At 70.3% G+C, this 19,004-nt stretch carries 16 protein-coding genes; 12 read left to right on the top strand and 4 right to left on the bottom strand.

Annotated elements, in window-relative coordinates; genetic code table 11:
* Positions 1-12: 12 nt before the first annotated feature.
* Together ACTJKK_RS00180 and ACTJKK_RS00175 are read left to right on the top strand one after the other, a co-directional pair.
* A complete protein-coding gene (locus ACTJKK_RS00180; RefSeq protein WP_440746589.1) occupies positions 13-783 on the top strand; it encodes an enoyl-CoA hydratase/isomerase family protein in 771 nt (256 codons plus the stop codon).
* A gap of 142 nt (positions 784-925) precedes the next feature.
* Entirely contained in the window at positions 926-2,449 is a 1,524-nt protein-coding gene (locus ACTJKK_RS00175) for an ATP-dependent DNA ligase (protein ID WP_440746588.1), read from the top strand.
* Between the two features lie 30 nt (positions 2,450-2,479).
* Here ACTJKK_RS00175 and ACTJKK_RS00170 read toward each other — a convergent pair whose 3' ends face one another.
* The gene (locus tag ACTJKK_RS00170; protein ID WP_440746587.1) at positions 2,480-2,998 is read right to left on the bottom strand and encodes a phosphoribosyltransferase; all 519 of its coding nucleotides are present in this window, start codon (positions 2,996-2,998) and stop codon (positions 2,480-2,482) included.
* A 145-nt stretch (positions 2,999-3,143) separates the two neighbouring features.
* Here ACTJKK_RS00170 and ACTJKK_RS00165 point away from each other — a divergent pair, with 145 nt between their 5' ends.
* The 4 genes from ACTJKK_RS00165 (at position 3,144) to ACTJKK_RS00150 (ending at position 8,386) form a co-directional block, all read left to right on the top strand.
* Entirely contained in the window at positions 3,144-4,799 is a 1,656-nt protein-coding gene (locus ACTJKK_RS00165; RefSeq protein ID WP_440746586.1) for a thiamine pyrophosphate-binding protein, read from the top strand.
* 71 nt (positions 4,800-4,870) lie between these two features.
* Positions 4,871-5,737: a PhzF family phenazine biosynthesis protein gene (locus tag ACTJKK_RS00160; protein ID WP_440746585.1), complete on the top strand. Its 867-nt coding sequence runs from the start codon at positions 4,871-4,873 to the stop codon at positions 5,735-5,737.
* Positions 5,738-6,227: 490 nt separating this feature from the next.
* Entirely contained in the window at positions 6,228-7,856 is a 1,629-nt protein-coding gene (locus ACTJKK_RS00155; RefSeq protein ID WP_440746584.1) for a DUF222 domain-containing protein, read from the top strand.
* Positions 7,857-7,990: 134 nt separating this feature from the next.
* Positions 7,991-8,386: a VOC family protein gene (locus ACTJKK_RS00150; RefSeq protein WP_440746583.1), complete on the top strand. Its 396-nt coding sequence runs from the start codon at positions 7,991-7,993 to the stop codon at positions 8,384-8,386.
* Between the two features lie 33 nt (positions 8,387-8,419).
* Here ACTJKK_RS00150 and ACTJKK_RS00145 read toward each other — a convergent pair whose 3' ends face one another.
* From ACTJKK_RS00145 to ACTJKK_RS00135, 3 genes are all read right to left on the bottom strand, one after another.
* Positions 8,420-8,800 (bottom strand): VOC family protein, encoded by a 381-nt coding sequence (locus tag ACTJKK_RS00145; protein WP_247623096.1) that lies wholly within the window; start codon positions 8,798-8,800, stop codon positions 8,420-8,422.
* A gap of 114 nt (positions 8,801-8,914) precedes the next feature.
* A complete protein-coding gene (locus ACTJKK_RS00140) occupies positions 8,915-10,792 on the bottom strand; it encodes an FAD-dependent monooxygenase (RefSeq protein WP_440747190.1) in 1,878 nt (625 codons plus the stop codon).
* 118 nt (positions 10,793-10,910) lie between these two features.
* Positions 10,911-12,290 (bottom strand): MFS transporter, encoded by a 1,380-nt coding sequence (locus tag ACTJKK_RS00135; RefSeq protein ID WP_247632688.1) that lies wholly within the window; start codon positions 12,288-12,290, stop codon positions 10,911-10,913.
* A gap of 142 nt (positions 12,291-12,432) precedes the next feature.
* Between ACTJKK_RS00135 and ACTJKK_RS00130 the strand changes: the two genes are divergently transcribed.
* Genes ACTJKK_RS00130 through ACTJKK_RS00105 form a run of 6 tightly spaced genes read left to right on the top strand, consistent with a single transcriptional unit; the run spans position 12,433 to position 18,983 of the window.
* Positions 12,433-14,004 (top strand): fumarylacetoacetate hydrolase family protein, encoded by a 1,572-nt coding sequence (locus ACTJKK_RS00130; RefSeq protein WP_440746582.1) that lies wholly within the window; start codon positions 12,433-12,435, stop codon positions 14,002-14,004.
* Complete coding sequence (locus ACTJKK_RS00125; protein ID WP_440746581.1) at positions 14,001-14,684, top strand: GntR family transcriptional regulator; 684 nt, start codon at positions 14,001-14,003, stop codon at positions 14,682-14,684. The genes ACTJKK_RS00130 and ACTJKK_RS00125 overlap by 4 nt, the downstream gene beginning before the upstream one ends.
* On the top strand, positions 14,681-16,177 hold the full coding sequence (hpaE, locus tag ACTJKK_RS00120) for a 5-carboxymethyl-2-hydroxymuconate semialdehyde dehydrogenase (protein WP_440746580.1): 1,497 nt from the start codon (positions 14,681-14,683) through the stop codon (positions 16,175-16,177). Before ACTJKK_RS00125 ends, hpaE begins: the two co-directional genes overlap by 4 nt.
* 41 nt (positions 16,178-16,218) lie before the next feature.
* The gene (gene hpaD / locus ACTJKK_RS00115; protein ID WP_440746579.1) at positions 16,219-17,385 is read left to right on the top strand and encodes a 3,4-dihydroxyphenylacetate 2,3-dioxygenase; all 1,167 of its coding nucleotides are present in this window, start codon (positions 16,219-16,221) and stop codon (positions 17,383-17,385) included.
* 9 nt (positions 17,386-17,394) lie between these two features.
* Positions 17,395-18,180, top strand: coding sequence for a 2-keto-4-pentenoate hydratase (locus tag ACTJKK_RS00110; RefSeq protein ID WP_440746578.1), 786 nt, complete (start codon positions 17,395-17,397; stop codon positions 18,178-18,180).
* The gene (locus ACTJKK_RS00105) at positions 18,165-18,983 is read left to right on the top strand and encodes an HpcH/HpaI aldolase family protein (protein ID WP_440746577.1); all 819 of its coding nucleotides are present in this window, start codon (positions 18,165-18,167) and stop codon (positions 18,981-18,983) included. Before ACTJKK_RS00110 ends, ACTJKK_RS00105 begins: the two co-directional genes overlap by 16 nt.
* Positions 18,984-19,004: the final 21 nt, after the last annotated feature.

The raw sequence follows: 19,004 nt of genomic DNA, 5'->3' as shown, positions 1-19,004 counted from the left end.
GAGAACGCACCGATGATCGATCTCCGCATCGCCGACGACGTCGCCCACGTCACCCTGCGCGCTCCCGAGCGACTGAACACGCTCGACGAGCAGGCGCTCCACGGCCTCGATGCCGCCTACGCCGAGGCCGAGACGGCGGGTGTGCGCGCCCTTGTGCTGAGCGGAGAGGGGCGCGCGTTCTGCGCGGGACGGGACATCTCGGGCGTGGATCCGCGCGACGACGACGTGATCGGGTACCTGGGCGGGCTCGTCGCCCCGCTCCTGCAGCGGATGTCGCGCTTTCCCGCGCCCACGTTCGCGGCTGCCCACGGCGCCTGCCTCGGCGTCGGCCTCGGGCTGCTGATCGCCACCGATGTCGTGTACGTCGCGGAGTCGGCGAAGATCGGCTCGCCGTTCGCCGCTCTCGGCGCGACCCTCGACTCCGGCGGGCATGCCCTCTTCCTCGATCGCCTGGGCGCGCACCGCACCCTCGACCTCATCTACACCGGACGCCTGATGACCGGCGTCGAGGCCGTGACCGCGGGGCTCTTCTCGCGGGTGCTGCCCGACGAGGAGGTGCACGAGGCGACGAGGGATGCCGCGGCGACGGCCGCCCTCGGACCGACGGCCGCGTTCGTCGCCAGCAAGCGCCTCGTGGCGCGCATCCGCGACGAGCGGCTGGCGCTGTGGGAGTCGGTCGAGCTCGAGAGCGCGGCCCAGGCGGAGCTCGGCGACACCGATGATTACCGCGAGGGATTCGCGGCGTTCCAGCAGAAGCGGAAGCCGCGGTTCCGCGGTCGTTGAGGCGGCGGACGGTGAGGCGGCGGGCGGTGAGGCGGCGGGACCGCGTGCCGGCACGCCGGTGAACGGGGGCGCCCCCTGAACCGGTGACCCCGGGTTGTCAACGCTCTGGCCGGATGTCGGTGCCCGGTGTCACACTTCGGAGATGATGCTCTCGCAGCTGGTCTCGACGACCGAGGAGGTCGCCGCCACATCCTCGCGCCTGGCGAAGATCGACGCGCTCGCCCGGCTGCTGGTCCAGGCCGACGCCGATGAGATCGCGCCGCTGACCGGGCTCCTCCTCGCGACGCCGCGGCAGGGGCGCCTCGGCGTCGGATGGCGAGGAATGAGCGCCCTCGAGATCTCCCACGCCGACGCCTCAACGCTCGCGATCACCGACGTCGATCAGGCGTTCGAGCGTCTCGCCGCGGCATCCGGAACCGGCTCCGCGAGCGTGCGCAGCAGCACCCTCCAGGCGCTGGCCGCGCGGGCGACCGCGCCGGAGTGGGATTTCCTCACCCGGGCCATGCTCGGCGAGCTGCGCACCGGTGCGCTCGGTGGCGTGCTGCTCGACGCGATCGCCCGCGCCTCCGATCGTCCGGTGCCCGCCGTACGCCGGGCCGCCATGCTGTCGGGCGACCTCGGCGAGACGGCGCTGATCGCACTCACCGGAAGCGCCGAATCGCTCGACGAGGTCGGGCTCCGCGTCGGTCGTCCCGTGCTGCCGATGCTCGCCGCCACCGCCGCGACCCCGACCGATGCCCTCGGCATCACGGGTGAGGCCTCGGTCGAGTACAAGCTCGACGGTGCCCGCATCCAGGTGCACCGCCACGGCGACGAGGTGTCGGTGTATACCCGCAGCCTCGCCGACATCACCCACCGCGTGCCCGAGCTCGTCGAGATCGTGCGTGCCCTGCCCGCGCACGACCTCATCCTCGACGGCGAGACGCTGGCCCTCGACGAGGACGGTGGGCCGCGTCCGTTCCAGGAGACGATGTCGCGGTTCGGGGCCGACGCCGCGCGCGAGCTCGCCCTGCGCCCGTGGTTCTTCGATCTGCTGCACGTCGACGGGCGCGACCTCATCGACGAGCCGCTGGGCGTGCGGCTCGCTGAGCTCGATCGGGTCGCCGGCCCCTGGCGCATCCCGGGAACGGTGACGGCCGATGCCGAGGCCGCCGAACGGGTCTCGCACGACGCCCTCGCCGCCGGCCACGAGGGCATCGTCGCCAAGGCCATCGACTCGCCGTACGCCGCGGGTCGCCGGGGCAAATCCTGGGTCAAGGTCAAGCCCGTGCTCACCTACGACCTCGTGGTGCTCGCGGCCGAATGGGGCTCGGGGCGCCGTCAGGGTCTGCTGTCGAACCTGCATCTCGGGGCACTCGATCCCGCCGGAGAATTCGGCGAACCCGGCGCTCTCGTCATGGTCGGCAAGACCTTCAAAGGGCTCACCGACGAACTGCTGCGCTGGCAGACCGCCACGTTCCCGACGCTCGAGGCCCGACACACGCAGGGCACCGTGTTCCTGCGGCCCGAATTGGTCGTCGAGATCGCGATCGACGGCGTTCAGCGCTCCCCGCGTTATCCCGGGGGCATCGCGCTGCGCTTCGCCCGCGTCAAGGGCTACCGCCCCGACAAGGCGCCGGGCGAGGCCGACACGATCCAGACGCTCCGCTCCCTGCTGCGGGAGTGAGGTGAGAAGAGCGCCGGCTACGGCATCCGCTCAGGCCGAAGGCGTGAGACCGAGGTCCTCTTCGCGCACGGTTCCCTGGAACGACCACGGGAAGTTGATCCAGAGATCGGTGTCCTTCCAGGCGTAGTCGGGCTGGATGATGGTCGACGGCTTCGTGTAGATCGTGACCGAGCGCACGTCGGCGCCCTTATCCTTCAGCAACTGAACCGCGAGGGCGAGGGTGCGGCCCGAGTCGGCGACGTCATCGACGAGCAGCACGCGGCGCCCGTCGAGGTATGCCATGTCGAGCTCGGGCGGGAGCACCTCGGGAGCGTCGAGCACGGTGCCGATGCCGGTGTAGAACTCGACGTTGATCGCGCCGCAGTTCTTCGCGCCGAGACCGTACGCGATGGCGCCGGCGGGCAGGAGCCCTCCGCGGGCGATCGCGACGACGACCTCGGGCTCGAAGCCGCTGGCGAGGATGTCACGGGCAAGGTCGCGGGTGGCGGCGCCGAAGCCGTCCCAGGTGAGCGTCTCGCGCTCGTTCGATGCATCAGTCACCCGATCCATTGTCCTCCATCGCGGCGATAGACTGACCACGTCCGGCCGCCCTGCGACCGGTGCCTGAAAAAGAGGCACGAAGCACTCCTCGCCGACGCGGGTGCGAGACACATACGGAACCTCGTTCTCCGTCCCTGTCTCGAAAGGCTTCGCCATGCCCTCCGTCTCCGCGCACGTCGCGCTCACCCTCGCCCAGCACATCGACGCCGTCTTCGGGGTGATGGGAAACGGCAACGCCTACTTCCTCGACGCGATCGAGACGCAGACGGATGCCGTCTTCACCGCCGTGCGCCACGAACAGGGCGCCGTGGTCGCCGCCGACGCGCACTTCCGCGCCTCGGGCCGGATCGCCGCGGGCACCTCCACCTACGGCGCCGGATTCACGAACACGCTCACGGCGCTGGCGGAGGCGGTGCAGGCGCACGTGCCGCTGGTGCTCGTGGTCGGCGACGAGCCGACGTCCGGGCCGCGTCCGTGGGACGTCGACCAGATCGCCCTCGCGTCGGCGGTCGGTGCGCGCACCTATACCGTGGGCCGCGCCGACGCGGCCGCGACGACCGTCATCGCGATCGAGCACGCGCTCACCTACCGCGTGCCCGTCGTGCTGGCGATCCCCTACGACGTCGCGGCGCGGGAGGCCGGCCCCGTGCCGCCAGCCCCGGAGCCGCGGGTGCCGGCAGCGCTGGCACCGAGCGGCGAGTTCACCGAGGGGATGCTCGACGAGATTGCTGCCGCTCTGTCCACGGCCGAGCGGCCGTTCCTGTTGGCCGGCCGCGGCGCCTGGCTGTCGGGAGCGAGCGCGGCGCTGGGCGAGCTCGCAGCGTCCACCGGCGCGCTCACGGCATCCACCGCCCTCGGCCGCGGAGTCTTCCCCGACGCGCGCTTCGATCTCGGCGTCACGGGCGGTTTCGGGGCCGAGGGGGCGATGGAGCTGATCCGCGAGGCCGATGTCGCCGTCGTGTTCGGCGCGGGACTGAACCAGTTCACGATGCGCTTCGGCGCGCTGTTCGCGCCCGGCACGAAGGTGTTCCAGATCGACATCGCCCCGGCTGCCACGCACGCCCACGTCGGCGGCTTCGTCCGGGCCGACGCACGTCTCGCGGCCGAGGCTCTGGTGGAGAGGGTGCAGCGGGTGACGGGTTCGATCGGTGCGCCGTGGCGTGAGAGCGTCGACATCGCCGCCGCACGGGCGTACGACCACGGCGACGATCTCGCCCCCGACGGGCGTCTCGACCCCCGCTCCGCGGCCCGGCGCATCGCCACGCTGCTGCCCGAGGACCGAGTGGTGGTCTCGGACGGCGGGCATTTCATCGGCTGGGCGAACATGTACTGGCCGGTCGCCGCGCCCGACCGGATGATGATGATCGGCACGGCCTTCCAATCGATCGGACAGGGCTGGCCGAGCGTCGTCGGTGCCGCTCTCGCCCGGCGCGACGCCACCGTCGTGCTCACCTCGGGCGACGGCGGCGGACTCATGGCGATCGCCGATCTCGAGTCCGCGGTGCGCGCAGCCGCCGGCCGCGGGGTGGCGGTGATCTGGAACGACGCCGCCTACGGTGCCGAGGTCAACCTGTACGGATTGAAGGGGCTCGCCGAGGCGCCGATGCGCATTCCCGAGGTCGACTTCGCCGCCTTCGCCGCAGCGGTCGGCGCCGAGGGCGTCGTCGTGCGCACGCTCGCCGATCTCGACCGCCTGGAATCGTGGGCTGCCGAAGACCCCGCGACCCGTCGCTTCCTGCTGCTCGACCTGCGCATCTCGGGTGACGTGATCGCGCCCTACCAGCAGGAGATCATCCGCGTGAACTCATAGGCGCGGCATCCGTCGTTCGTTCCCGTCCGTTCGTTCCTGTCCGTTCGTTCCTGTCCGTTAGGCTCCGTTCCATGCCCGAGAATCCCGAGGTCCTGCGCTACAGCGCGTTCGCCGCGACAGCCGACGGCGGCAACCCCGCGGGCGTCGTGCTCGACGCCGCAGGTCTCGACGACGCGCGGATGCTGCGGATCGCCGCCGACGTCGGATACTCCGAGACCGCCTTCGTGACGGGGCGTTCCGAGGTCGACGGGGTGCCGCATCACCGAGTGCGGTACTTCTCGCCGGGAGCTGAAGTGCCGTTCTGCGGTCACGCCACGGTGGCGACGGCGGTGGCCCTCGCCGAACGTGACGGGACGGGGACGGTCGTGTTCGAGACCGCGGCGGGGCCGGTGACCCTGGAGTCGGTGGCGGATGCCGCGGGCGCGATCACCGTGTCCTTCACGAGCGTCGAGCCGCAGGTGCGCGAGCTCGACCCGGCGGTGCGCGATCGCTTGCTGGACCTGCTGGGTCTCACCGTGGCCGATGTCGATCCGCGGTTCCCCGTGCAGGAGTCGTTCGCCGGCAACTGGCATCCGATCGTCTTCGTCGCCGATCGGGAGCTGTTCCATCAGTTCCGCTTCCGTCCCGCCGACGTCGCCGATCTGATGCGAACGCGGGGCTGGCTCGGAACGGTGACGGTGCTGCATGCACACGATTCGACCGCGTTCGAGGCTCGCAATCTCTTCCCGGTCGGACGCATCACCGAGGATCCGGCGACGGGATCCGCGGCGGCTTCGACCGGCGCGTATCTGCGGGAGCACGGATACGCGGGAGAGACGATCCGCATCCGCCAGGGCGCGCACGTCGGTCGGCCGAGTGAGTTGATCGTGACGATCCCGGAGTCCGGCGGCATCGTCGTCGCGGGCGGCGCCTTCCCGCTTCCCGCCGACGGCTCCTGAGCGGGCGTAGCGAGACGAAGGACCGCGGCATTGCCGCACGAACTGGGTCCCTGAGCCTGTCGAAGGGTCCCGCCCCGTGGGCGGCCGCGGCTCCTGAGCGAGCGCAGCGAGACGAAGGGCGGCGGCGTTGCTGCACGAACTGGGTCCCTGAGCTTGTCGAAGGGTCCCGCCCCGTGGGCGGCCGCGGTTCCTGAGCGAGCGCAGCGAGACGAAGGGCCGCCGCATTGCCGCGCGAACTGGGTCCCTGAGCTTGTCGAAGGGCCCCGCCCCGCGGGCGGCCGCGGTTCCTGAGCGAGCGAGCGCAGCGAGACGAAGGGCTCCGCATTGCTGCACGAACTGGGTCCCTGAGCTTGTCGAAGGGTCCCGCCCGTGTGCACTCGTTCTGCACCACTGCCGTGTTGTTCGGAGTTCTCCACCGATCACGTGGATACTCGCTGTGGCCTGGGTTTTTCGTGTCGGAATGTCGGTGGCTACTGATGGACTGAGACGTATGAACAGCACCGCCGAAGTCCTGGACCGGGTCGCCGCCGACCTGGCCGCGGTGCTGCGCGCAGACGCGCTGGCGGGGTTGTCGGATGCCGAGAAGATGCAGGTGCTCCGCGCCGCGGGTGAGGTCGCCCGCCGGGTGGATGCGGTCATCGTCGAGACGGTCGGATCGGTCGATCAACGCCCGGCCGGATCGGGAGAATTGGCGTTCTGTGGAAGGTTCGGATGCCGGACGATGAACGAACTCGTCCAACGGGTGCTCCGTATGGACGCGGCCGGGGCGGCACGGGTCGTGAAAGCGGGGAAGGTCGTCCGTCGGGAGGTGGACTTCTCCTCCGGGGCGCTGCTTCCCGCCCGGTGGCCGGGCCTGCGGGAAGCGCTGCTGGACGGGGTGGTCGGGGTGGCGGGGCTGTTGGCGGCGACCGGGCCGGTGGAGCAGGCCGGGGCGCGGATCGGTGCGGCGGACCGGCTGCGGGCGGACGTGGAGCTGGCGGAGTACGCGCGTGGACTCGTCGCCGTCGAGGGCGACGGTAGCGGGAGTGCGGAGGGCGACGGTGAGGTAGATGCCGGAGAGGGCGCAGACTCCGGCGGCGACCCGGGAACGGAGCACCGTGGGGACTCCGCGCCGCCGGCGACTCCCGAGGACCTCCGGTTGTTGTCGCGGGTGATCGTGACGTACCTCGACCCGGACGGCGCCGAACCCGCCGAAGAGCGGGCGATGCGCGCCCGCGGGATCGTCCTCGGCCGTGTCAAGGACGGGGTGATCCCGATCCGCGGGTCACTGCTGCCCGAGACAGCGGGGCAACTGCAACGCATCTGGGACGCGTACCTGAACCCGAAAGTGGACGGACCACCTGTCCCGGCGACCCCGATGTCTGATGAAGGGATGGCGGGTGGCGTGAGGTTCGTTCCGACCGTTGACGACGCGCCGCTACGTGAAACGAACGACTTCCTCGATGGTGATGTGCTCCCGGCCGGTGATCCCGGCGGCATGGTCGATGGCCGGTCCCGGGCGCAAAAGCAGCACGACGCCCTCGCCGCCGCCCTCGGCATCGCCGCCCGCCACAGTGATATGCCCTCCCTCGGCGGCGCCGCCCCGACCCTCGTCGTCTCCGTGACCGCGGAGGACTACGCGACCGGGCGAGGATGGGCGCACGTCGACGGCATCGACACCCCCGTCTCCCTCGCGACGGCCCGGCACACCGCGTGCGGCGGCAGCATCCAACGCGTCACCTCCGACCCCACCGGTCGCATCGTCGGGATCGATTCGACCGACCGGGTGTTCACCGCGCACCAACGCCGCGCGATCACCCTCCGCGACAAGGAATGTCTCATCCCCGGATGCCACGTGCCCGCGGCCTGGTGCGAGATCCACCACGTCACAGAACATTCCCGCGGCGGACCCACCAGCACCGACAACGGCGTCACCCTCTGCTGGCACCACCACCGCACCCTCGACACCTCCGGCTGGAGCATCCGCATGCACAACGGCACACCCCACGTCCGCGGACCCGCCTGGTGGGACCCCCACCAAAAATGGCGAACACCACGCCCCAGACCCCACGCCGCCGCGGCCACGGCCACCGCCACCGCCACCGCGATACACCGGACACGAACACCGATCCGCGCATGAACACGGTCGAGCAGAAGGGCGTTCCCGGTGAGGACCGTGTCCGTCGTCCTGCCCCTGCCCCTGCCCCCTGCGCCTGCCCCCCTGCCCCTGCCCCTGCCCCTGCGCCTGCGCCTGCGCCTGCGAGAATCGATGCCATGCCCGGTCTCCACCACGTCGAAGTATGGGTCGCCGACCCCGATTCCGCTCGCCGCGACTGGGGATGGCTCCTCCCGCGGCTGGGTTTCTCGCTGCAGCAGGAATGGCCGGAGGGGCAGACCTGGGCTGCCGCCAGCGGGCCCTACCTCACGATCACGACCCCACCGAGCGTCGACGATCGAGGCCATGACCGCCGTCGCCCGGGCGTCAACCACCTCGCCTTCCAGGGAGGCACCGCAACGGCCGTCGACGCGATCATGTCGCTCGCCTCGGAGAATGGCTGGCGCCCGCTGTACCACGAGCGCTACCCCCACGCGGGCGGCCCCGACCACTACGCCGGATGGCTGGAGAACGCCGCAGGCTTCAAGGTCGAGATCGTCGCGGAAGGAGCCTGACCGCGCCCCTCAGCCCCGCGCCGCCAAAAATCCTCAGCCCTGCGCGCCGTAGTCGGGCAGCTCCTGCAGCGTCCAGGTGTTGCCGTCCGGGTCGTCGAACGACACGAACCGCCCCCAGTCGAGATCCTCGACGCCGCGGGCATCGACCCCGAGGCCCCGCAGGTGGGCGAGAGCCTCGTCGGCATCCGGAACGACGACCTGGATCGAGTTCTGCTGACCCGGCTCGAGATCCAGACCCAGCCCGGTGCCGAACGCGATCGAGCACGCCGAGCCCGGCGGAGTCATCTGCACGAACCGCAGCCCCTCGGTCGGGGTCTGGTCGTGGTCGGCGTTGAAGCCGATCTTCACGTAGAAGTCCTTCGCGCGGTCGACATCCGACACCGGCACGAAGATGAGTTCGATCTTCCAGTCCATCACGCCACTCCTCAGGTCACGGCGGGCGTCATCGCCCGTCCGCACCCACGGTAGGCCGCACCTCCGACATTGGCCAGATCGGACCCCGGAACAGGCGGGAGGCGAACGTCAGCCTCACCGCGCCGGCAGCATCCCCTCAGCCAGGAACTCCGCCAGCTCCCGCACGCCGGCCTCATCCAACGGCAGGATCGCGGCGACGTACTGGTCGGGCCGCACCACCACGACGACGCCGTCGCGCGACAGCCCCCGCTCGGCGAAGATGTCGACACCCGTCCACTTGCTGGGCCCCGCCGCGTAGACCTTCTCCCAGTCGACGAGACCGAGCGGCCCGGTCCGGGGTTGGAACAGCGCGGGCGTCGTCGTCACCTCGACATCCTCGAAGGGCTGCTGATACACGGCCTTCACGTCGAACACGGCGTCCGCATCGGCATCCGCCGGGGTGAATCGCTCGAAGAGCGGTGCCGCAGCCTGCGCCCACGCAGCCAACCGGTCGCCGGACGCGTCGCCGAAGGCGTAGACGCGCCACCGCCCGTCGGCGCGCGCGTGGTGTCCGAGGTGCACCACGTTCCCGTCGCCCACCCGCACGACCTCCGCGGAGCGGAAACGCTTCCCGAGCGGGAAGCCGGTGGCCAGTCCCTGATGCGCATCCGACCCCGTGATCATCGATGCCGAGTACTGCGTCATGAACCCGGACGGGAATTCGGCCGTCGCGAGGTAGTAGGTCGCGAGCTCCTGCGGGTCCGAGATCTCCTCCGGCTTGCGCGCCATGAGGCTCGACCACTCGCGATCGAAGTCGATGAGCTGCTGCGCGACGGGCCGCCGCTCGGTGCCGTACGTCGCGAGCAGCGCCTCGGGCGCGCGGCCGGTGAGCACCGAACCGAGTTTCCACCCGAGGTTGAAGCCGTCCTGCATCGAGACGTTCATGCCCTGCCCGGCCTTGGCACTGTGCGTGTGGCAGGCGTCGCCGGTCAGGAACACCCGCGGCGAGCGCCCGGAATCCTCGGGGGCGTCATCGAATCCGTCGGTCACGCGATGGCCGACCTCGTAGACGCTGTGCCACGCCACCTCGCGGACGTCGAGCGTGTACGGGTGCAGGATCGCGTTCGCCCGACGGATGATCTCCTCGATCGGGGTCTGCCGCACGCGGTGGTCGTCGTCGTCCGCGACCTCGCCGAGGTCGATGTACATGCGGCTGAGGTAGCCGCCCTCACGCGGGATGTGGAGGATGTTCCCGGCGCGCGAGTTGATCGCGCACTTGGTGCGCCAATCGGGGAAGTCGGTGTTCACCAGCACGTCCATGACGCCCCAGGCGTGCGCCGCGACGTCGCCCACATGGATGCGACCGATCGCCTCGCGCACGCGACTACGAGCACCGTCGCATCCGGCGACGTACTTCGCCCGGATGACCCGTTCCTCCCCCGTCCGCGCTCCCGCGACGTACCGCACGCGCACCTCGACCGGGTACTCGCCCTCGTCGTGCACGGTCAGCCCCTCGAACGCGACGCCGTAATCGGGCACGATGCGTGCGGGCCCGTCGGCGGCCGCCTCGGCGAAGTAGTCGAGCACGCGCGCCTGGTTGACGATCAGGTGCGGGAACTCGCAGATGTCGTAGGCGTAGTCGGCGGTGCGCGCCGTGCGCACGATGCCGGCGGCGTCGTCGGGATCGGGCCCCCAGAAGTTCATCCAGCCGATGTTGTAGGCCTCGGCGGTGATGCGCTCGGCGAACCCGAACGCCTGGAAGGTCTCGACGCTGCGCGGCTGGATGCCGTCGGCCTGACCCAGCACGAGCCGTCCGTCGCGCTTCTCGATGATGCGGGTCGTCACGCCCGGGTACTGCGACATCTGCGCCGCGAGGAGCATTCCCGCCGGCCCCGAGCCGACGATGAGCACGTCGACCTCGTCGGGCAGGTCATCGGGTCGCTCGATACCCGTGCCCGCGGCATCCTGCACGCGCGGGTCGCCGGAGACATAGCCGTGGTGGTGGAACTGCATCGTCGTCGATTCCTTCCGAACTTCTCTCATTGTGCGCGGCTTCTGCGCTCCCGTCGCACTTTTCCGTCGGCCCGGGCGCACCGGGCCGACGGAAACTGCGATGGGACGGATCCGCGGGTCAGGCCCGGGCGAGTCCGTGGATCGGGCTCACGGCCTGCTCCTCCTCGTGATCCGGGCCGAGCGGAATGCCGGAACGGTCACGCAACAGCAACGTCGCGATGAGTCCGATCACGGTCATGCCGGCGAGGTACCAGGTGACGGCCTGCGTCGAACCGGTCGCCGCCACGATGGCCGTCGCGATGGTCGGGGCGAACGCGCCGCCGGCGATGGCACCGATCGCGTACGAGATCGAGACGCCCGAGAAGCGGATGCTGGCCGGGAACAGCTCCGTGTACAGCGCCGCCTGCGGGCCGTACGTGAAGCCGAGGCCGATCGTGAGGATCGCGAGGCCCGCGAAGACGAGCCCGATCTCCCCGGTGTTCACGAGCGGGAACAGCGCGAACACGCCGCCGAGCTGCAGCACCCAACCGATGATGTAGGTCGTGCGGCGACCGATGCGGTCGCAGATCCAGCCCGCGACGAGCGTGCTGATCAGCCAGGTGACCGCCGACCCCGCGACGGCCCACAGCACCGGACCGCGCTCGAGTCCGATCGGACCCTCGGGGTTGGTCGTATACCCCTGGATGTAGCCGCCGGTGGTCATGTAGCCGACGGCGTTGTTGCCCGCGAACACGAGCGCGGCGATGATCACGAGCAGCGCGTGCTTGCGGAACAGCTGCACGATCGGCATCTTCGCCTTCTCCTTGCGCTCCGCGAGTTCGGCGAAGACCGGGCTCTCCTCGACGCGGCGACGCACGTAGTAGCCCACGAGGATCAGCACGACGCTGAGCAGGAACGGCACGCGCCAGCCCCACGCGAGGAACTGGTCGCCGGGCGCGATCACCGTCATGAGCGCCATGACGCCCGAGGCCAGCAGCAGACCGAGCGGAACGCCGATCTGCGGAGAGGCGCCGAAGATGCCGCGCTTGGCGCGCGGGGCGTGCTCGACGGCCATGAGCACCGCGCCGCCCCACTCGCCGCCGGCCGAGATGCCCTGCAGGATGCGCAGCAGGACGAGCAGCACCGGGGCGGTGATGCCGATCGTCTCGTAGGTCGGCAGCAGTCCGATCAGCGCGGTCGCGAGACCCATGAGGATGAGCGTCCACATGAGCACCGTCTTGCGTCCGAGCTTGTCGCCGTAGTGGCCGGCGAGGAACGCTCCGAGCGGGCGGAAGAGGAAGCTCACGCCGACTGTGGCGAACGCGATCAGGGCGCTGTCGGCGCCGAGCGGCGCGAAGAACAACTGCCCGAACACGAGCCCGACGGCCGTGGCGTAGATGAAGAAGTCGTACCACTCGACGGTGGTCCCGACCACCGTGGCGAAGACGACGCGGCGACGGTCGGCCGCCGTCGCGATGGTTCCGGTGGGTGTGAAACCCGCCTGTGACTGACCGCTCATGCGGTGTCTCCTTTGTTCGTGACTGCATTGTCACGGCGTGCATCCGAGTCTCGGTCGGAGGTGCTTGCCGGGGGTGGAAGCGATGATATATGATTTCGGATACGACGCACAAGGTGTCGGAGAATGCGCGAGGAGGCGCCCCGTGACGGATACCATCGCCCGCCCCGGCAAGATCATCGCGATCCATCTGAGCTACGCCTCCCGAGCCGACCAGCGCGGCCGCCGCCCCGCCGCCCCCTCGTACTTCTTCAAGCCGTCCAGTTCCGTCGGGGTCTCGGGCGGCACGGTCGAGCGTCCCGCGGGAACCGAGTTGCTCGCGTTCGAGGGCGAGATCGCGCTCGTCATCGGCACCCCCGCCCGGCGGGTAGCACTGGCGGATGCCTGGGCGCACGTCGCGTGGGTCACGGCCTCGAACGACCTCGGCCTCTACGACCTGAGAGCGAACGACAAGGGATCGAACGTGCGATCGAAGGGCGGTGACGGCTACACGCCCCTCGGACCGCACCTCATCGACGCCCGAACGGTCGACCCGACGGCGCTGCGCGTGCGCGCCTGGGTCAACGGCGAACTCCGCCAGGACGACACGACGGCCGGGTTGATCTTCCCGCTCGCGCAGCTCGTCGCCGACCTGTCGCAGCACTTCACGCTCGAGCCCGGCGACGTGATCCTCACCGGCACCCCGGCCGGGTCATCCGTCATCGTCCCCGGCGACGTGGTCGAGATCGAGGTGGATGCTCCCGACGCTTCGGGCTCGCCCACCTCGGGCCGGCTCGTCACGACCGTCACGCAGGGCCACGTCGCCTTCGACGAGACGATCGGGTCGCTCCCCGCGGTCGACGACCTGCAGCGCACCGAGGCCTGGGGCTCCGCCGAGGCCGCCGGTCTCGTGGCGCACCACCCGGTTCCTGAGCGAGCGAAGCGAGACCCGGTTCCTGAGCGAGCGAAGCGAGACGAAGGGCCCACCCTCTCCCCCGCCCTCCGCGCGAAGCTCCTCGAGGCCCCGACCGCCGGGCTCTCGGCCCAGCTGCGCAAACGCGGCCACCACTCGTGCTTCATCGACGGCGTCACCGCGAACATCCCGGGCTCGAAGATCGTCGGCACCGCGAAGACGCTGCGCTTCGTCCCCTTCCGCGAAGACCTCTTCGCGAGCCACGGCGGCGGCTACAACGCCCAGAAGCGCGCGTTCGACGCCGTCGAGGAGGGTGAGGTCATCGTGATCGAGGCGCGCGGCGATGCAACCACCGGCACGCTCGGTGACATCCTCGCCCTGCGCGCCCGCACCCGAGGCGCGGCCGGGGTCGTCACCGACGGCGGCGTGCGCGACTTCGACCAGGTCGCCGACATCGGCCTCCCCGTCTTCTCGCAGGGCGCGCACCCCTCGGTGCTCGGTCGCCGACACGTGCCCTGGGAGGTCGACGTCACGATCGCCTGCGGCGGGGCGACCGTGCAGACCGGTGACATCGTCGTGGGCGATGGCGACGGCGTGATCGTGATCCCGCCGGCTCTCGCCGAGGAGATCGCGGACGCCGCGATCGCCCAGGAGAACGAGGATGCGTGGATCGCGACGCAGGTCGAAGCGGGGCATCCCGTCGACGGCCTGTTCCCCCTGAACGCCGAATGGCGCGCCCGGTACGAGGCGGAGACCGCCCCGCAGAGCGAGACCGCCCCGCAAACCGAGACCGCCCCGCACACCGAGACGGGCACGAACGCATGACGACCACCGCCGCCAGCAAGTCCGAGGTCGCGTACGAGTGGATCCGCTCGCGCATCACCGGGCACATGTTCAGTCCCGGCTACCGCCTGGTGCTCGGCTCGATCGCCGACGACCTGAAGATGAGCGTCGTGCCCGTGCGCGAGGCCATCCGCCGCCTCGAGGCCGAGGGACTCGTCACCTTCGAGCGCAACGTCGGCGCCCGGGTCACACTCGTCGACGAGAGCGAGTACGCCCACACCATGCAGACGCTGGGCATCGTCGAGGGGTCGGCGACCGCTCTCTCCGCCCCGCTGCTCGACGACGACGCCCTCGACGAGGCGGCCCGCATCAACGACCGCATGGCCCGGATGCTCGACCACCTCGACGCCCATGCCTTCACCGAGCTCAACCGGCAGTTCCACTCCGTGCTGTTCGAGCCGTGCCCGAACCCGCACCTGCTCGACCTCGTGCACCGCGGATGGTCACGGCTCTCCGGCATCCGCGATTCGACCTTCGCGTCGATCCCGGGCCGGGCCCAGCACTCCGTCGAGGAGCACAGCGAGATCCTCGACCTCATCCGAGCGGGCGCCGATCCGCTCGAGATCGAACTCGCCGCCCGCAACCACCGCTGGCGCACGATGGACGCGTTCCTCGACGCACTGCACACCCGCACCGCCCCGACGACCGGAGACCAGTCATGACCGATCCGCGCATTCCCGCCGACCTGCCCGACCACATCCAGCACTACATCGACGGCGGATTCGTCGACTCGGTCGACGGCGACACCTTCGACGTGCTCGACCCCGTGACGAACACGACCTACACGACGGCATCCGCGGGCAAGAAGGCCGACATCGACCGGGCCGTCGCCGCCGCCCGCCGCGCGTTCACCGAGGGCCCTTGGCCGCGCATGCTCCCCCGCGAGCGCTCCCGCGTGCTGCACCGCATCGCCGACATCGTCGAGTCGCGCGATGCCCGCCTCGCCGAGCTCGAGTCGTACGATTCCGGCCTCCCGATCACGCAGGCGCTGGGCCAGGCCCGCCGCGCGGCCGAGAACTTCCGCTTCTTCGCCGACCTGATCGTCGCGCAGTCCGACGACGCCTTCAAGGTGCCCGGTCGCCAGATGAACTACGTCAACCGCAAGCCGATCGGCGTCGCGGGTCTCATCACCCCGTGGAACACGCCGTTCATGCTCGAGTCGTGGAAGCTCGGCCCGGCCCTCGCGACCGGCAACACGGTGGTGCTCAAGCCCGCCGAGTTCACGCCCCTGTCGGCGTCGCTGTGGGCCGGGATCTTCGAGGAGGCGGGCCTGCCGCAGGGCGTCTTCAATCTCGTCAACGGGCTCGGTGAGGATGCGGGTGACGCGCTGGTGAAGCACCCGGACGTCCCCCTCATCTCCTTCACCGGCGAGAGCCGCACCGGGCAGATCATCTTCGGCAACGCCGCCCCCTTCCTCAAGGGCCTCTCGATGGAGCTCGGCGGCAAGTCGCCCGCCGTCGTCTTCGCGGATGCCGATCTCGAGGCCGCGGTGGATGCGACGATCTTCGGCGTCTTCTCGCTCAACGGCGAGCGCTGCACGGCCGGCTCGCGGATCCTCGTCGAACGCGCGATCTACGAGGAGTTCGTCGAGCGCTATGCGGCGCAGGCGAAGCGCGTGAAGGTCGGCTACCCGCACGACCCGTCGACCGAGGTGGGCGCACTCGTTCACCCCGAGCACTACGAGAAGGTGATGAGTTACGTACGTGTCGGCAAGACCGAGGGCCGCCTCGTCGCCGGCGGCGGGCGCCCCGAGGGCTTCGACGAGGGCAACTTCGTCGCCCCGACCGTCTTCGCCGATGTCGCCCCCGATGCCCGGCTCTTCCAGGAGGAGATCTTCGGCCCTGTGGTCGCGATCACCCCGTTCGACTCCGACGACGAGGCGCTCGCGCTCGCGAACGACACGAAGTACGGCCTCGCCGCCTACATCTGGACGAACGATCTGAAGCGCGCGCACAACTTCGCGCAGTCGGTGGAGGCGGGCATGGTGTGGCTGAACAGCAACAACGTGCGCGACCTGCGTACCCCCTTCGGCGGCGTGAAGGCCTCGGGCCTCGGCCACGAGGGCGGCTACCGCTCGATCGACTTCTACACCGACCAGCAGAGCGTGCACATCACGCTCGGCGGCGCCCACAACCCCACCTTCGGCAAGAACTGACCCCCTCCTGTCACGCAGGAATCGACAGCAAGGACGCTGACATGACCGACAAGACGCAGAAGACTCTCACCTCCTCCGGCTACTACGTGTCGCAGGAGGCACCGATCCACTCCGACAACCCGGTCGCGACACCGACCAGCACGCCGCCCGACATCCTGCGCTGCGCCTACATGGAGCTCGTGGTCACCGACCTCGCCGCCTCGCGTCAGTTCTACGTCGACGTGCTCGGGCTGTACGTGACCGCCGAAGACGACGACGCGATCTACCTGCGCTCGACCGAGGAGTTCATCCACCACAATCTCGTCCTGCGCCGAGGTCCGATCGCCGCCGTCGCCGCGTTCTCCTACCGGGTGCGCAGCGCGGAAGACCTCGACCGCGCCGTCGCCTTCTACACCGAGCTCGGCTGCGACGTGCGCCGCGAGCCGAACGGCTTCGTGCAGGGCATCGGCGACTCGGTGCGCGTGGTCGACCCGCTCGGCTTCCCCTACGAGTTCTTCTTCGCGACCACCCACGTCGAGCGCCTCTCGTGGCGCTACGACCTGCACACCCCGGGCGAGCTCGTGCGCCTCGACCACTTCAACCAGGTCACCCCCGACGTGCCCCGCGCGGTGCGCCACTACCAGGACCTCGGTTTCCGCGTCACGGAGGATATCCAGGACGACGAGGGCACCGTGTACGCCGCGTGGATGCGCCGCAAGCCCACCGTGCACGACACCGCGGCGACCGGCGGAGACGGACCCCGCATGCACCACGTCGCGTTCGCCACGCACGAGAAGCACAACATCCTCGCGATCTGCGACAAGCTCGGCGCGCTCCGCCGCTCCGACGCGATCGAGCGCGGCCCCGGCCGCCACGGCGTCTCGAACGCCTTCTACCTCTACCTGCGCGACCCCGACGGACACCGCGTCGAGATCTACACGCAGGACTACTACACCGGCGACCCCGACAACCCCGTCATCACGTGGGACGTGCACGACAACCAGCGCCGGGACTGGTGGGGCAACCCCGTCGTGCCCTCCTGGTACACCGAGGCGTCGCTCGTGCTCGACCTCGACGGCAACCCTCAGCCCGTCGTCGCCCGCACCGACTCCAGCGAGATGGCGGTGACGATCGGCGCCGACGGCTTCTCGTACACGCGGCCGGACGAGGGCGAGGCATCGATGCCCGAGTACAAGCAGGGCGAGTACAAGCTCGGCCACCAGCTGTAGGAGATGCGGATGCTGTCAGCAGAGGTGATCGCGCAGATCGCCGCAGAATTGGCCCGGGCCGACCGGGAGCACACGGTGATCCCCCGGATCACGGCGCGTTGGCCCGAGGCGACGATCGAGGACTCCTACGCGATCCAGGGCGTGTGGCGCGACACGCAGGTCGCCGCGGGCCGCACGCTCGTGGGCCGCAAGATCGGACTGACGTCGAAGGCCATGCAGCAGGCGACGGGCATCACCGAGCCCGATTACGGGGTGATGTTCGACGACACGGTGCACGAGTCCGGCGCCGAGATCCCCGTCGACCACTTCTCGAACGTGCGCATCGAGGTCGAACTCGCGTTCGTGCTCAAGCATCCGCTCGAGGGCCCCGACTGCACGCTCGACGACGCGCTCGCGGCGATCGACTACGCGGTCCCCGCGCTCGAGGTGCTCAACTCGCACATCGAGCTCGAGGGCCGCACGATCGTCGACACGATCAGCGACAACGCCGCCTACGGGGCGATGGTGCTCGGCTCGGTGCGCAAACGTCCCGATGAGATCGATCTGCGCTGGGTGCCCGGCGTGCTGTCGCGCAACGGCGAGATCGAGGAGACGGGCGTCGCCGCGGGCGTGCTCGGTCACCCGGCCACCGGCGTCGCGTGGCTCGCGAACAAGTTCCACCAGCACGGCGCGCGCCTGGAGGCCGGCGAGATCATCCTGGCAGGATCGTTCACACGCCCGATGTGGGTGTCGCGCGGCGACGAGGTGCTGTGCGACTACGGACCGATGGGAACGATCGCATGCCGCTTCGTCTAGATCCCCCCTTCCGCGACCGGCTCGCGGCATCCGATCGCACGCTCGTGGGCATGTGGGTGTGCTCGGGCAGCCCGCTGCTCGCCGAGGTCGCCGCGGGCTCCGGCCTCGACTGGCTGCTGATCGACATGGAGCACTCCGCCAACACCCTCGATTCGGTTCTCCTGCAGCTGCAGGCGGTCGCCGCGTATCCGGTGACACCGGTCGTGCGCGCGCCCGCGAACGACGTCGTGGCCCTCAAGCAGATCCTCGACCTCGGCGCGCAGAACGTGATCGTGCCGATGGTGTCGTCCGCCGAGGAGGCGCGAGCCGCGGTCGCCGCCACCCGCTACCCGCCGGAGGGCGTGCGCGGTGTCGGCAGCGCCCTCGCCCGCAGTGCGCGCTGGAACCGCGTCGACGGCTACCTGCGCGATTCGGCGCAGCACACGTCGCTCACGGTGCAGATCGAGACCACGGCGGGCGTCGAGGCGGCGGGCGAGATCGCGGCCGTCGACGGGGTGGATGCCGTGTTCGTCGGCCCGTCCGACCTCTCGGCCTCGATGGGCCTGCTGGGTCAGCAGACGCATCCGGATGTCGTCGCCGCCGTCGAGCGCGTCTTCGCCGCGGCGAAGGCGGCCGGAACCCCGGTCGGGGTGAACGCCTTCGATCCGGTGGCTGCCGAGGCCTACCTCGCCGCCGGCGCCGACTTCGTGGCGGTCGGTGCCGACGTGGCGCTGCTCGCGCGGGCATCCGAGGCTCTCGCCGCGCGGTTCATCGCCTCGGGTGGTTCGGATGCTCCGGACCGGGGTGAGAAACAGAGCTACTGACTGGCGGATTCATAGGCTCAG

Source organism: Microbacterium sp. 22179 (assembly GCF_052045715.1).
Lineage (GTDB): Bacteria > Actinomycetota > Actinomycetes > Actinomycetales > Microbacteriaceae > Microbacterium > Microbacterium galbinum.
This window is presented reverse-complemented; position numbering and strand designations above follow the sequence as displayed.

What these genes read in the sequence shown, in the direction of transcription:
- ACTJKK_RS00180 (WP_440746589.1), top strand. Translation starts at nt 13, where the DNA reads ATGATCGATCTCCGCATCGCCGACGACGTCGCCCACGTCACCCTGCGC.
- ACTJKK_RS00175 (WP_440746588.1), top strand. Translation starts at nt 926, where the DNA reads ATGATGCTCTCGCAGCTGGTCTCGACGACCGAGGAGGTCGCCGCCACA.
- ACTJKK_RS00170 (WP_440746587.1), bottom strand. Translation starts at nt 2,998, where the DNA reads ATGGATCGGGTGACTGATGCATCGAACGAGCGCGAGACGCTCACCTGG.
- ACTJKK_RS00165 (WP_440746586.1), top strand. Translation starts at nt 3,144, where the DNA reads ATGCCCTCCGTCTCCGCGCACGTCGCGCTCACCCTCGCCCAGCACATC.
- ACTJKK_RS00160 (WP_440746585.1), top strand. Translation starts at nt 4,871, where the DNA reads ATGCCCGAGAATCCCGAGGTCCTGCGCTACAGCGCGTTCGCCGCGACA.
- ACTJKK_RS00155 (WP_440746584.1), top strand. Translation starts at nt 6,228, where the DNA reads ATGAACAGCACCGCCGAAGTCCTGGACCGGGTCGCCGCCGACCTGGCC.
- ACTJKK_RS00150 (WP_440746583.1), top strand. Translation starts at nt 7,991, where the DNA reads ATGCCCGGTCTCCACCACGTCGAAGTATGGGTCGCCGACCCCGATTCC.
- ACTJKK_RS00145 (WP_247623096.1), bottom strand. Translation starts at nt 8,800, where the DNA reads ATGGACTGGAAGATCGAACTCATCTTCGTGCCGGTGTCGGATGTCGAC.
- ACTJKK_RS00140 (WP_440747190.1), bottom strand. Translation starts at nt 10,792, where the DNA reads ATGCAGTTCCACCACCACGGCTATGTCTCCGGCGACCCGCGCGTGCAG.
- ACTJKK_RS00135 (WP_247632688.1), bottom strand. Translation starts at nt 12,290, where the DNA reads ATGAGCGGTCAGTCACAGGCGGGTTTCACACCCACCGGAACCATCGCG.
- ACTJKK_RS00125 (WP_440746581.1), top strand. Translation starts at nt 14,001, where the DNA reads ATGACGACCACCGCCGCCAGCAAGTCCGAGGTCGCGTACGAGTGGATC.
- hpaE (WP_440746580.1), top strand. Translation starts at nt 14,681, where the DNA reads ATGACCGATCCGCGCATTCCCGCCGACCTGCCCGACCACATCCAGCAC.
- hpaD (WP_440746579.1), top strand. Translation starts at nt 16,219, where the DNA reads ATGACCGACAAGACGCAGAAGACTCTCACCTCCTCCGGCTACTACGTG.
- ACTJKK_RS00110 (WP_440746578.1), top strand. Translation starts at nt 17,395, where the DNA reads ATGCTGTCAGCAGAGGTGATCGCGCAGATCGCCGCAGAATTGGCCCGG.
- ACTJKK_RS00105 (WP_440746577.1), top strand. Translation starts at nt 18,165, where the DNA reads ATGCCGCTTCGTCTAGATCCCCCCTTCCGCGACCGGCTCGCGGCATCC.